The organism is Mycobacterium mantenii (assembly GCF_010731775.1).
Taxonomy (GTDB): Bacteria; Actinomycetota; Actinomycetes; order Mycobacteriales; family Mycobacteriaceae; genus Mycobacterium; species Mycobacterium mantenii.
Window position 1 is genome coordinate 3,850,690 of record NZ_AP022590.1, and the last position, 13,610, is coordinate 3,864,299.

At 68.4% G+C, this 13,610-nt stretch carries 11 protein-coding genes; 6 read left to right on the top strand and 5 right to left on the bottom strand.

From position 1 onward, the window contains the following. The first annotated feature begins 46 nt into the window (after positions 1-46). The 4 genes from G6N50_RS17435 (at position 47) to G6N50_RS17450 (ending at position 7,658) form a co-directional block, all read left to right on the top strand. On the top strand, positions 47-1,726 hold the full coding sequence (locus G6N50_RS17435) for an Hsp70 family protein (RefSeq protein ID WP_083098453.1): 1,680 nt from the start codon (positions 47-49) through the stop codon (positions 1,724-1,726). Between the two features lie 258 nt (positions 1,727-1,984). Next, positions 1,985-5,026 (top strand): (Fe-S)-binding protein, encoded by a 3,042-nt coding sequence (locus G6N50_RS17440; RefSeq protein ID WP_083098456.1) that lies wholly within the window; start codon positions 1,985-1,987, stop codon positions 5,024-5,026. 32 nt (positions 5,027-5,058) lie between these two features. Further along, entirely contained in the window at positions 5,059-6,351 is a 1,293-nt protein-coding gene (locus tag G6N50_RS17445) for a pyridoxal phosphate-dependent aminotransferase (RefSeq protein WP_083098458.1), read from the top strand. A 32-nt stretch (positions 6,352-6,383) separates the two neighbouring features. After that, positions 6,384-7,658, top strand: coding sequence for a YibE/F family protein (locus G6N50_RS17450; RefSeq protein WP_083098460.1), 1,275 nt, complete (start codon positions 6,384-6,386; stop codon positions 7,656-7,658). Here G6N50_RS17450 and rfbA read toward each other — a convergent pair. Genes rfbA through G6N50_RS17465 form a run of 3 tightly spaced genes read right to left on the bottom strand, consistent with a single transcriptional unit; the run spans position 7,600 to position 9,657 of the window. Beyond that, positions 7,600-8,475, bottom strand: coding sequence for a glucose-1-phosphate thymidylyltransferase RfbA (gene rfbA, locus G6N50_RS17455; RefSeq protein ID WP_083098462.1), 876 nt, complete (start codon positions 8,473-8,475; stop codon positions 7,600-7,602). The two genes, G6N50_RS17450 and rfbA, sit on opposite strands and share 59 nt — an antisense overlap. Positions 8,476-8,501: 26 nt before the next feature. Then, on the bottom strand, positions 8,502-8,873 hold the full coding sequence (locus G6N50_RS17460) for a nuclear transport factor 2-like protein (protein ID WP_083098464.1): 372 nt from the start codon (positions 8,871-8,873) through the stop codon (positions 8,502-8,504). A gap of 28 nt (positions 8,874-8,901) precedes the next feature. Continuing rightward, on the bottom strand, positions 8,902-9,657 hold the full coding sequence (locus tag G6N50_RS17465; protein WP_083098486.1) for a maleylpyruvate isomerase family mycothiol-dependent enzyme: 756 nt from the start codon (positions 9,655-9,657) through the stop codon (positions 8,902-8,904). Between the two features lie 122 nt (positions 9,658-9,779). Between G6N50_RS17465 and G6N50_RS17470 the strand changes: the two genes are divergently transcribed. Together G6N50_RS17470 and G6N50_RS17475 are read left to right on the top strand one after the other, a co-directional pair. Further along, positions 9,780-10,235, top strand: a complete 456-nt coding sequence (locus tag G6N50_RS17470) for a hypothetical protein (protein ID WP_142275715.1) — start codon at positions 9,780-9,782, stop codon at positions 10,233-10,235. Between the two features lie 28 nt (positions 10,236-10,263). Continuing rightward, positions 10,264-10,608: a hypothetical protein gene (locus tag G6N50_RS17475; protein ID WP_142275716.1), complete on the top strand. Its 345-nt coding sequence runs from the start codon at positions 10,264-10,266 to the stop codon at positions 10,606-10,608. Here G6N50_RS17475 and G6N50_RS17480 read toward each other — a convergent pair. After that, positions 10,605-11,930, bottom strand: coding sequence for a UDP-glucose dehydrogenase family protein (locus tag G6N50_RS17480; protein WP_083098470.1), 1,326 nt, complete (start codon positions 11,928-11,930; stop codon positions 10,605-10,607). The genes G6N50_RS17475 and G6N50_RS17480 overlap by 4 nt on opposite strands. A gap of 94 nt (positions 11,931-12,024) precedes the next feature. After that, positions 12,025-13,485 (bottom strand): DUF7159 family protein, encoded by a 1,461-nt coding sequence (locus G6N50_RS17485; protein WP_428838857.1) that lies wholly within the window; start codon positions 13,483-13,485, stop codon positions 12,025-12,027. Between the last annotated feature and the right edge of the window lie 125 nt (positions 13,486-13,610).

The window sequence follows — 13,610 nt, forward strand, 5'->3', positions numbered from 1 at the left end:
GACCACCGGGCGACAGCAACGGGACGACTGACACAGGGGTGCGGACATGAGCGAGGCGCTCGGGCTATCGATCGGGGTGGCCAACCTGGTAGCCGCCCGGGCGGGCAGCGTTCCGATCACCCGCAGCTCCGTGCTGACCCTCTTCGAGCAGCGGCCCACCGAAGTTGGCCTGCCAGAAGAGAATCCGAACCTGACCGAACCCGGCCTGGTGCTGCGGGGGTTCGTCGAACGCGTCGGCGACCGGGCGCCGTTGGTGGCGGCCGACGGCACCACGTACCTCGGTGCGGCGCTGACGGTCGAGGCGATCGAAGCCATGGCCCGCGCCGTGGGCTACGGGACACCGATCACCATCGCGGTGCCGGCCTACTGGTCTGACGCCCAGTTCACCGCGCTGCGCGAGGAGTTCTTCGCGCAGTCGGATCTGGCGCGCGGCGGGGTGGCCCCGATGCTGGTTTCCGACGCCACGGCCGCGCTGGCGGCGCTGCGCGGCACACCGGGATTCGGGGCCGACGGTGTTATTGCGCTGTGCGACTTCGGGGCCGGCGGCACAACCGTCACCTTGATGGACGCCAAGGCCGGGTTCGCGCCCGTCGGGCCGGCGGCGCGCTACACCGATTTCTCCGGCGACGCGATCGATCAGCTCGTCCTGGACCATCTGCTGGCCTCCGACGTCAGCACCGCCATGCTCGGCGGCACCGCGCGGGTCGGGTCGCAGGCCCGTCTGCTCGGCGCCTGCCGGCGCGCCAAGGAGCAACTGTCGACCGCCGCGGTGGGGACCATCGCCGGGGCTTCCGGTGACGCCGCCCAGCTGTCCCGCTCCGATTTCGAGCAACTGCTCTCGACGCCGCTGGACCGGTTCCTTTCGTCGGTCGATGAGTCGTTGCGGCGCAACGGAATTCGCAAGCTGGGCGCCGTGGCGATCGTCGGTGGTGGGGCGAGCATCCCACTGATCAAGGCGCGCTTGTCGCAGCGATTCGGGGTGCCAGTGCACAGCACCGCGCAGCCGGCGCTCGCCGCCGCCCTTGGCGCGGCGGCGCTCGGCCCGCATTACGCGTCGGGGGTTGCTCCGACCGCCGCGGCGGCCGTGGTGGAAACGCCAACCGAAATGGTTGGCACCTCCGGGCTGGACATGACCCAGGCGGCGTGGGCCGCCCAGGCCACCGATGTGGACGACGCCCTGGCCTGGTCGCAAGACGCCGACAACGACGAGCCGGTGCCCTACACCGGCCGCGACGCGACGGGCGAGTACGCCAACGAGGCAAGGCAATTCGACGACGCGACCGGCAGCCGCTACGCCGCCGGCCAGGGGCGGCTGCCCTGGTACAAGCGCACGGCGCTGGTGTTGAGCGTGGCCGCGGCGGGCGCGGCGGTACTGGTGGCCCTGATTTTGGCGATCAACCTTTTGCTCACCAAGTCCAGTCCGGTCGGTCCCACGTCGCCGTCCAGCCAAACGGCACCACCACAAACGGTGACCATCACCGGGCCGAACGACAGCACCACCGTCACTGTGGTCCCGGCGCCGCCGCCCCCGTCCACCGAGGCGCCGGCCACTACCACGACACCCGCGCCGGCGCCGTCTTCGACGACGACCACCACGACCCCGCCGAGCACCACGACCACGACCGCCGAGCCCACCACGGCGTCGCAGGCGACCACCACCGCCGCGCCGACGACCACCCGCGTGCGGCCGCTGCCGCCGATCTTCCAACCGCCGTTCGGGCGCTGACGCGACGAATTACGCCCGGCCGCCAGCGGATTTCGGCAAGGTCCTTCGGCGGTCGGTCGGCGAATTTTGGTGGCGCTCATCACTTCGACCAACGTCACATTCGGCGAGTGGATGTTAACCGGCAGGCCAGAGGCACGGTGAACTCCCAAGTTAGGGCAGCCTTTCTCGCGCTGAAAGCCGCGGAGATGCAACTATGAGCGGGGCTTAAGCAGGCAAATAAGCACAGGCCGAATTATCTATGCATTGGGGAGACTTTCTGTGACGACGCAGATGCTCATCAGGCTGATCGTGGGCATGGGCATGACTCTGGTCGTGGCCGCACTCGCCGCACGGCGTGTCCTTTGGCTGTTCAAACTGATCACGTCCGGCAAGCCGGCCCCGGGGCACACCGACGAACCCGGCAAACGCGTGTGGGCCGAGGTCTCCGAGGTCTTCGGTCAGCGCAAGCTGTTGAAATGGTCCATCCCGGGCCTGGCGCACTTCTTCACCATGTGGGGATTCTTCATCCTGCTCACGGTCTACATCGAGGCCTATGGGCTGCTGTTCCAGGACAACTTCCACATCCCGATCATCGGGCGCTGGGACGCGCTGGGCTTCCTGCAGGACTTCTTCGCCACCGCCGTCTTCCTCGGCATCGCCACTTTCGCCATCATCCGGTGGCGGACCGAGCCGAAGGACTACGGCCGCTCGTCTCGGTTCTACGGCTCCCACACCGGCGGCGCCTGGCTGGTGCTGTTCATGATCTTCAACGTCGTGTGGACCTACGTCCTGGTCCGCGGGTCCGCGGTCAACAACCACACCCTGCCCTACGGCAACGGGGCCTTCCTGTCGCAGCTGTTCGGTGCCATCCTGCGTCCGCTGGGCCAGCCCGCCAACGAGATCATCGAAACGACGGCGCTGCTGCTGCACATCGCGGTGATGCTGGCCTTCCTGATCATCGTGCTGCACTCCAAGCACATGCACATCTTCACGGCGCCGATCAACGTCATCTTCAAGCGGCTGCCCAACGGGCTCGGCCCGCTGCTGCCGCTGGAACACGACGGCAAGCCGATCGACTTCGAAAACCCACCCGACGACGCCGAATTCGGTCGCGGCAAGATCGAGGACTTCAGCTGGAAGGCCATGCTCGACTTCGCCACGTGTACCGAGTGTGGGCGCTGCCAGTCGCAGTGCCCGGCGTGGAACACCGGCAAGCCGCTCTCCCCCAAGCTCGTCATCATGGACCTGCGCGACCACTGGATGGCCAAGGCGCCCTACATCCTGGGCGACAAGGAGAGCCCGCTCGAGAGCACACCGGAAGGCGGGATCGGCGAGGAGCTGTCCGGCGAGAAGCACGCCGAGGCCCACCACGTTCCCGAATCCGGCTTCGGCCGCGTCATGGGATCCGGCCCCGAGCAGGCCAACCGGCCGCTGGTCGGGACCGAGGAACAGGGCGGCGTCATCGACCCCGACGTGCTGTGGTCCTGCGTGTCCTGCGGCGCCTGCGTCGAGCAGTGCCCGGTGGACATCGAGCACATCGACCACATCATCGACATGCGCCGCTACCAGGTGATGATGGAGTCGGAGTTTCCGTCGGAGCTGTCCGTGCTGTTCAAGAACCTGGAAACCAAGGGCAACCCGTGGGGCCAGAACGCCTCCGACCGGACCAGCTGGATCGACGAGGTCGACTTCGACGTGCCGGTCTACGGCGAAGACGTCGACAGCTTCGACGGCTACGAATACCTGTTCTGGGTGGGTTGCGCCGGTGCGTACGACGACAAGGCCAAGAAGACCACCAAGGCCGTCGCCGAGCTGCTGGCCATCGCCGGCGTGAAGTACCTGGTGCTCGGCACCGGCGAGTCCTGCAACGGCGACTCGGCCCGTCGCTCGGGCAACGAGTTCCTGTTCCAGCAGCTGGCGCAGCAGGCTGTCGAGACCCTCGACGGTCTGTTCGAGGGCGTGGAGACCGTCGACCGCAAGATCGTCGTCACCTGCCCGCACTGCTTCAACACGCTGGGCCGCGAGTACCGCCAGCTCGGCGCGAATTACTCGGTGTTGCACCACACCCAGCTGCTCAACCGGTTGATCCGGGACAACAAGCTGGTGCCGGTCACCCCGGTGTCCCAGGACATCACCTATCACGACCCCTGCTACCTGGGTCGGCACAACAAGGTCTATGAGGCGCCGCGCGAGCTGATCGGGGCGGCGGGGGCGAACCTGACCGAGATGCCGCGCCACGCCGAGCGCAGCTTCTGCTGTGGCGCCGGCGGCGCGCGGATGTGGATGGAAGAGCACATCGGCAAGCGCATCAACCACGAACGTGTCGACGAGGCGCTGGCCACCGGGGCCGCGACCATCGCCACCGGCTGCCCCTTCTGCCGGGTGATGGTCACCGACGGTGTCAACGACCGCCAGGAAGAGGCCGGCCGCAGCGGTGTCGAGGTGCTCGACGTCGCGCAGATCCTGCTGGGGTCCCTCGAGTACGACAAGGCGACGCTGCCGGAGAAGGGTACGGCCGCCAAGGAGGCCGAGAAGCGGGCGGCTGAGGCGCCCAAGGCCTCGGCAGCCACGGCAACCGCGCCCGCCGAGGCGCCGGCCGAGGAGGCACCCGCCGAGGCCGCCGAGGCGGCCCCGAAGTCCGAGGCCGCGGCCACCCCCGTCGCCCCCGCCAAGGGGTTGGGCATCGCCGGCGGCGCCAAGAAGCCCGGCGCCAAGAAGGCGGCGGCCGAACCCGCCGAAGGCAAAGCCGAGGCGTCCGCACCCGCCGCCCCCGCCAAGGGGCTGGGCATCGCCGGCGGCGCCAAGAAGCCCGGCGCCAAGAAGGCGGCTGCTCCCGCTCAGGCCGAGGCCAAGACCGAGGCCGCCGCGGAGCCTTCCGAGACCCCCGCCGCCCCCGCCAAGGGATTGGGCATCGCCGCGGGTGCCAAGCGTCCCGGCGCCAAGAAGGCCGCACCGGCGGCCGAGGCACCCAAGGCCGAGTCGGCGCCGCAGGCCGAACCGGCCGCCGAGGAAGCCAAGGTCGAGGACAAGGCGGAAGCCAAGGCACCCGCCGCGCCGGTCAAGGGGTTGGGCATCGCCGCGGGCGCCAAGCGGCCCGGCGCCAAGAAGGCGGCGCCGGCAGCCGAGGCGCCCAAGGCCGAGGCGCCCAAAGACGACGCACCCAAGGCCGAGGCGCAGCCCGCCGAACAGGCGGAGGCCGAATCCGAACCGGCGCCGAAAGCGGAGCCGGCAAAACAGGCCGATGGCGACGGCGCAACGTCGCAGCCACCGGTCAAAGGCCTGGGCATCGCACGTGGAGCGCGTCCTCCGGGGAAGCGCTGACCTGCGTCTTTGACGCGTGCCAGCAAATTTCAGTGGACAGAGATGGCACCATTAGTGGTGTGACCACCCATCACCTGCCTCTGCACCCGTCGGCTCATCACCGGCCGCAGCGGACTTTCGCGCAGTCGTCCAAGCTTCAGGGCGTTCTGTACGAGATCCGCGGGCCGGTGCACCAGCACGCCGCGCGGCTGGAGGCCGAGGGGCACCGCATCCTGAAGCTCAACATCGGCAACCCGGCGCCGTTCGGTTTTGAGGCGCCCGACGTGATCATGCGCGACATGATCCAGGCGCTGCCGTACGCCCAGGGCTATTCGGACTCGCAGGGCATCCTGCCCGCGCGCCGGGCGGTGGTCACCCGCTACGAGCTGGTCGAGGGGTTCCCCCGGTTCGACGTCGACGACGTGTACCTGGGTAACGGCTGCTCCGAACTGATCACGATGACGCTGCAGGCCCTGCTCGACAATGGCGACGAGGTGTTGATCCCGTCGCCGGACTACCCGCTGTGGACGGCGTCGACGTCCCTGGCCGGCGGCACGCCCGTGCACTACCTGTGCGACGAGACGCAGGCCTGGCAGCCCGACATCGCCGACCTGGAATCCAAGATCAGCGAGCGCACCAAGGCGCTGGTCATCATCAACCCCAACAACCCGACCGGCGCGGTCTACAGCCGCGAGGTGCTCACCCAGATGGTGGAGCTGGCGCGCAAGCACGAACTGCTGCTGCTCGCCGACGAGATCTACGACAAGATCCTCTACGACGACGCCAAGCACATCAACGTGGCCACGCTGGCCCACGACATGCTGTGCCTGACGTTCAACGGCCTGTCCAAGGCCTACCGGGTCGCCGGCTACCGCGCGGGTTGGCTGGCGATCACCGGCCCCAAGGACCACGCGGAGAGCTTCATCGAGGGCATCAACCTGCTGGCCAACATGCGGCTGTGCCCGAACGTTCCCGCCCAGCACGGGATACAGGTGGCCCTCGGTGGCCACCAGAGCATCGAGGACCTGGTGCTGCCCGGCGGACGGCTGCTCGAGCAGCGAGACGTCGCGTTTGAGAAACTCAACGAGATTCCCGGGGTTTCCTGCGTCAAGCCCGAGGGCGCGCTGTACGCCTTCCCCCGGCTCGACCCCGAGGTTTATGACATCGCCGACGACGAACAGCTCGTCCTCGACCTGCTGCTGCAGGAGAAGATTCTGGTCACCCAGGGCACCGGATTCAATTGGCCGGCACCGGATCACCTGCGCATCGTGACGCTGCCGTGGGCCCGCGACCTGTCCGCCGCGATCGAGCGGCTGGGCAACTTCCTGGTCAGCTATCGGCCGTAGGCACCCGCGCGACCGCCTCTACGGTAGAGCGGGTGACGCACACCCACTCGCACTCGCACTCGCACAGCCTGTCCGGCCCGGCCCCGATTGACTCGCTGCCGGCCAGGATCGTCGTCGGGTTGCTGGTCGCGATCGGCGTGGCGGTGGCCATCGGCGCGATTGTGCTCTGGCCCAGCCGGCAGCACGTCGACATCCCGATGCCGCTGCAGAACGCGGCCGGCGGCGCGGTGAGCACGCAGGCCGGGCACGTGCTGTCCAGTGGGATGGGCGACTGCGGCAGCCCGTCGGTCAGTCAGGTCCTCACCGGCACGCCGCAGCAGGCCCCGCCCGGCGCGGGGCGGTGCGTTTTGACGCAGGTCTCGATCGATTCCGGGCCCAACGCCGGTGCCCAGACACTGCTGGAGTCCTCACCCGGACCCGGCCAACCGAAATTCGCGGTGGGCGACCACATTCGGCTGGTCCGGCAAGTCGACGAGCAGGGCGCCACCAGCTATGCGTTCTACGACTTCGAGCGCGGCTGGGCGCTGGTCGGTTTGGCGATCGCGTTCGCGGTGGTGATCGTGGCGGTGGCGCGGTGGCGCGGGCTGCTCGCGCTGGTGGGCATCGTGGTCGCGTTCGCGGTGCTGGTGACGTTCCTGCTGCCGGCGCTGCGCGACGGCGCGCCCGCGGTCCCGGTGGCGCTGGTGGCGTCGGCGGCCATCCTGTACGCGGTCATCTATCTCGCCCACGGGGTCAGCCTGCGGACCAGCGCCGCACTGCTGGGCACCCTGTCAGCGTTGCTGCTGGCGGCCGGATTGTCTTGGGCAGCAATACAACTGGCGCAGCTGACCGGGCTGTCGGACGAGCAGAACAGCACCGTCAGCGCGTATCTGGGCAATGTGTCGATCGGCGGCCTCCTGCTCGCCGGCTTCATCATCGGGTCGCTGGGTGTGCTCAATGACGTGACGGTGACCCAGGCGTCAACGGTGTTCGAGCTCGCCCACCTCGGCGGCACCCGGCGGGCGATCTTCGTGGGCGCGATCCGGGTGGGCCGCGATCACATCGCCAGCACGGTCTACACGCTGGTGCTGGCCTACGCGGGTAGTTCGCTGCCGTTGCTGTTGCTGTTCAGCGTCGCCAACCGCTCGTTGACCGACGTGTTGACCAGCGAGAGCGTGGCCATCGAGATCGCCCGCTCGGCGGTGGGGGGCATGGCGTTGGCGCTGTCGGTGCCGCTGACCACGGCGATCGCCGCGGTGCTGGCCAAGCCTACTGAAAGCGGTTCCGCTCCAACAGGTCCAGCAGATAGCCGCCGTAGCCGGACTTGAGCAGGGCCTGCGCCCGCTCGGCCAGCTCCTCGTCGGTGATCCAGCCCTGCTGCCACGCGACCTCCTCGGGTACGCTGACCTTCAGGCCTTGGCGTCGCTCCAGGGTACGCACGAAATCGCTTGCGTCCAGCAGCGAGTCGAACGTGCCGGTGTCCAGCCAGGCCGTTCCGCGGGCCATCACCTCGACCGACAGCTGGCCGCGGTTCAGATAGATCTGGTTGACCTCGGTGATCTCGTACTCACCGCGCGCGGACTTCTTGAGGCCCTTCGCGATTTCGATCACGTCGTTGTCGTAGAAGTACAGGCCCGGCACGGCGTAATTGGATTTCGGCGTCTTGGGCTTTTCCTCCAGCGACAGCGCCCTGCCGTCGTCGCTGAATTCGACGACGCCGTACGCCGACGGGTTGGCCACCCAGTACGCGAAAACCGCTCCCCCGCTGATGGATTGGAAGCGACTCAAGCTGGTACCCAGGCCCGGACCGTAGAAGATGTTGTCTCCCAACACCAAAGCCACCGAATCGGTGCCGATGTGGTCGGCGCCCAAGACGAACGCCTGGGCCAGACCGTCGGGCCTCTCCTGCGTCACGTAGGTGATGTTGACGCCGAACTGCGAGCCGTCGGCCAGCAGCCGTTGGAAACCGGGCGCGTCATGGGGGGTGGTGATCACCAGGATGTCGCGGATTCCGGCCATCATCAGGGTGGAGAGCGGGTAATACACCATCGGTTTGTCGTAGACGGGCAGCAACTGCTTACTGATACCCGTGGTGATCGGATGCAGGCGGGTCCCCGACCCGCCGGCCAAGATGATTCCGCGCATGGATGGCTCCTAATGCCTCAATGGGCCTATTCGACGGCGTCGGACTCGGTGAGCTCGGTGGCCGCCAGCGCCGACGCCAGGCTGTCGTGCCGGAACACCGAGGTGACATGGTCGCGGACGACGCGAAATGCCAAGGCGTTGGTGCCCGCCCCCGGGCCGTCGGGGCCGCCGGGTTTCTGCTCGGCGACGACTATGCCGTCGTGCACGTACATCTGGCCGAGCTGGGTGGTCGCCCGCTGCGAGGTGGCCCAGTTGCGCAGCGCCTGATGGCCCTGCGCCGCGCCGTGTGCGTCGCCAATTTCGATGTCGTCGCTGGACAAGGCGACCAAGGTGTCGATGTCGGCGGTGTTGAGGGCGTCGTGCCATGCCAGAACGGTGGCGATCTCCGATGTGGTCATGGTGTGCAAAGTACCGTGCGGCCCGCGGCTAGAGAGGCGTACGGTCCAACCAGCGCTCCCACACCCCGTCGTCGCCGAACAGCTGCACACCCGTATCGGCCAGCGCTCGTCGTCGCAATATCGCCAGCAGCAGCTCGGTCGCGCCGCCTCGCAGCGCGGCGCTGCCCTTGCCGTGCTCGTGCGACCAGGCGATCCGGCCCTGCTCGACGGCGATCGTCCACTCGCCGGCTTCCCCCAGGCCGGGATCGGTGGCGTGCAGGTGCAGGGTGTCACCCTCCTCGAGCGGAAGCGGTGCCCCCTCGCCGCCGGCCTGGATCGCGACCCTCTCCAGCCATTCGGTGATGCCGTCGGCGGCCACGTCGGGCGCCAAAGTGAACTCGCTGCCCAGCGCGATCGCCGCGTCCGCGCGATGCACCGCGACCTCGTGCAACCGGCGCCGGACCCACCAGTTCGCCGGGCGCGATCCGAGGAACGTCCAGACCGGTGTCTGGACTCCGGTCAGCTCGACGGCGTCGATCAACCGCTGAGCGCCGCCGCGCAGCCAGGAGATCGCGCCGGCGGGATCGGGCGGCGGCTTGCCGCCCTCGACCGTGCGGGGATCGAGGTAGCTGTCAAGTTTTTCCCGTACGATCTGCGCCGCCCAGCGGTCGCCGCGACCGACGTGCCGGAACAGTTGCCGCAGTGTCCAGTCCGGGCAGGTCGGCACCGGCGTGGACTCGTCTGCATCGCGAAAAAGCTCCGCGAAGGCCCGGTTCTCGTCGAGGAATGCTCCGGCGTAGTCCACGCCGGTCAGGCTACTCGCCATTCCCACGACCCAAGGACTGGCCAGAAAGAGAATTTGGTCCCTATCGACGCACCGGGTGATGTGCTGCGATCGCATCATCACAGACCCCCTCGGAGCCGACCATGGTTATGCCCTTTCTCCGCACCAGTCGGGAGCGCGACAACGTGGTGCTCGAGCGCGAACGAATCGCCGAGGAGCGGGAAGGCATCGCGAACGAGCACGAACACCTCGCGCAAGAGCGTGAACTGGTGGTGGCCCGGCGTGAGCAGCTGACCGAGGGCGTGAAGCGCTGGGTGCGCTACCTCGCGTCACGCGCCATTCTCGCCAATCACCGCGAAACGCTGGCCGACGAGCACGAACGATTCGCGGACGAACGCGAAGGCGAGGCCAACGAACGCGAATTGGAAAGCGGTCCGGATCATCCCGGAGGTCACATCCGGAACGATAAGCGGCGGGCGGCCGAAAGGGGAGAACGACACCGTGAGGCGGCGCTTCGTGAGCAGGCCAAGGTTGAACGAGAGCAGGCCGCCAGCGAACGCCGATTCGCAAGGCAACGGGCCGAATACGAAGGTGAATAGGTGACACAACCGAACGAAGGAAGGCGTCGTGACGGCTGAACCATCCCCACGAACGATATGGACAGCGTTGTCCAGCGCCGATGAACTCGCCGAGGCCGAGCTCGCCGAAGCGGCTATCCGCGCCCGTCAAAAAGCCGAGGTCGCGCTCGAAGCAGCGCAGGCGGCCCAGCGCTCTGCAGCCCAGAGCGTGGAGCAATCCGCGGCCAGTCACGATCGAACCGCGGACTCATACGAAGAAGCAGCCGAACGCGACAAGCGTCGCAGCGACGAATACCGCGAACACGCGGCCGTGCATCGCCAATACGCGCAAGACGACCGCGACATGGCTAAGCAGCTGCGGCGAATGGCGAACAGCGACTCGACCAAAAACTAGGGCCGCGGCGCACCGAGGCGGTAGACCCGCCAGCCCGCCTGTTGCCAGCGGGCGACGTCCAGGCAGGCGCGGCCGTCCACGATGACGCGGGCGCGCACCCGGTCGGCCAGGTCGTCGGGGTCCATGTCGACGAACTGCCGCCACTCGGTGAGCACCAGCACCGCATCCGCGCGCTCGCAGGCCTCTTCGACCGAGACCGCGTAGTTCAGCGTCGGGAATAGGCGTTGCGCGTTGTCCAGGGCCTTGGGGTCATAGACGTTGACCGCGGCGCCGTTGAGCTGCAGTTGACCCGCGACGTTGAGCGCGGGTGAGTCGCGCACGTCGTCGGACTCGGGTTTGAACGCGGCACCGAGCACCGCGATGTTCGCGCCCAGCAGCGACCCACCGCAGGCAGCGCTGGCCAGTTCCACCATCCGGGTGCGGCGGCGCATGTTGATGCTGTCCACCTCACGCAGGAACGTCAGCGCCTGGTCGGCCCCCAGCTCGCCGGCGCGCGCCATGAAGGCGCGGATGTCCTTGGGCAGGCAGCCGCCACCGAAACCCAAACCGGCATTGAGGAATTGGCGTCCGATCCGGGGGTCGTAACCCAGCGCATCGGCCAGCAGGCTGACGTCGGCGCCCGCGGCCTCGCATACCTCGGAGATCGCGTTGATGAACGAAATCTTGGTCGCCAGAAAGGCATTGGCGGAAACCTTGACCAGCTCCGCGGTCTGCAAGTCCGTGACCAGGAACGGCACCCCGGCGTCGAGCAGCGGCCCGTACAGCTCGCGAACGGCGACCTCGGCACGCGTCGATTCCGGTTTGATGCCCAGCACGATGCGGTCCGGATTGAGGGTGTCCTGCACGGCGTAGCCTTCACGCAAGAACTCTGGATTCCAGGCGATTTCGACGTCGACACCGTGCGGTGCCAGCGCGGCGGCCCGCTGGTTCAGCTCGGCCGCGGTGCCCACCGGAACCGTCGACTTGCCCACCAGCACCGCCGAACTCGTCAACCGCGGCACCAGCGCATCGATCACGGCGTAGACATGGCGCAGATCCGCGCCGTATTCGCCCTTCTTCTGCGGTGTGCCCACCCCCAAGAAGTGCACGTCCGCGAAGTCGGCCGCCATGTCGTAGTCGGTGGTGAACCGCAGCCGGCCCTCGGCCAGGTTCTCCTTCAACAGCTTTCGCAGGCCGGGCTCGTAGAAGGGAATGTCACCCCCGGCGAGCTTGGCGACCTTCCCGGGATCGATATCGATCCCGAGCACGTCGTGTCCCAGTGCCGCCATCCCGACCGCGTGGGTGGCGCCGAGGTAACCCGTGCCAAACACGGTGCATCGCATACAACCGGTGTAGGTGGCCCCGATGAGCTAACTGCATCGTGAGGCTAAGCGGGAGGCAAACGGCAGATGACAGGTGGCCGCCGTCAGGCCCAGCTCAGAAGTGACCAAATCCGCCGTGGCCGCCGCCGAAGCCGCCGTGGCCGCCGCCGAAGCCCGGAATTCCGGGGAAGCCGCCGCCGCCGTGCGGTCCTTCGCCGCCGCCGTGCGGTCCTCCGCCATCATGTCCGCCTCCCGGCGGACCACCGAAGCCCGGCCCGCCAAGGCCCGGGATCGGCAGCGGAATGGGCACCGGGATCGGCGCCACCGCGGGCGGAGGGGGCGGCGGAGCCGCCGGCGCCGGTGCGGGAGCCTCCGGCACCGGGACCGGAGCAGGAGCCGCCGGCGCGGGAGCCGGAGCCGCCGGCGCGGGAGCGGGCGCCTCCGGCGCCGGAGCGGGAGCCTGCGGAACGGCTGCCGGGGCGGGCGCCGCCGGCGCGGGTGCCTGTTCCGGAGCCGGCGCCGCGGGAGCCGGAGCGGGCCGGGTGGGCGCGACGACGACGTTCTGGTTCGGGCTGGGTTGCACGTTGGCCGTCGGCCTGATGGCGATGGCCAGTGACACGACCAGTGCCACCACGCCGATCACGAAGATCCCCGCGACCACGCTTCCCACCAGCTTGAACGAGCGGCGCTCGGGGTAGTCCGCGCTGACCAAGTCCGTCGCGGCGTGCGAGCCGGTGAAGAACTCGTCCGGGTCGTCGGGCACGGCGCTGTACGCGAGTCCGTCCGCGCCGGCCTCGCCCGGGGTTTCGAAGTAGCCCGGCGCCACGGCCAACGGGTTGATCGCGCCGGTGCCGGGGTCCTGCGCGTAAGCCAGTGCGGCGGTGGACGACGAGAACAGCGGAGCATGCGCCGACGCCAGCGCCGCGCCGCGGGCCAGCGCCGTGTCCGGTTCCTCGGGCGCCGTCAGCGGCAGCGTGGTCGCCGCCTCCAGGGCGGGCTTGATCATCGGGATGTCGATGCCGGAGCCGACGACGAACACGGCATCCGGCCGGCTTTCCATATTCTCCGCGCCAGAGACCAGACGGGCTAGCTCGGCGACGGCCGCCTCGTCGTCTTCAGGGAGGACTTGGCGCCGAACATCGGCGATCGATCCGTCCGCGCTGTCGACGACCGCTAGCGTGGCGGTGTCGGGCTCGATGTACAGCAGGGCCGTCTGCGCGTAGTTGGTCTGGTGGCCGACCGCCTGGGCCAGCGCCGCCGCGGCCAAGAAGGCCGAGACGAGCATCACATTTTCGACTTTGTGGGCGGCCAGCTTGTCGCGCAACGCGGCGGCTTCGAGGGGATCGGTGAACGTGACGCCGGTCGACGCCAGTTGATAGCCGCCTTCTGCCGCGCCTTGACGGGTCCCCAAGATGGCCGAGACTACCTGGTCCGAGGCGGTTACCGTTGCTGCATCAGCGGCCGCGGCGACGTCGAAATTGTCTTCATCGACGGTCGCGCCGTCGCCGTTTTCCCCCTCGACCAGCACCATCCGGACTGCCGTCGGCGCCATCGACACACCAAGTACGGTGTCCAAAGCTCCTCCAATAGTCGGTTGCTAGCCTTTCACGGCGGGGGCGGGCTCGGCGCACGGTCTGATGGCGCGAAACATCGCTAAGTCCCCACCGTTATTCCCCTAAAAACCCGATTTTACGCTTGTTC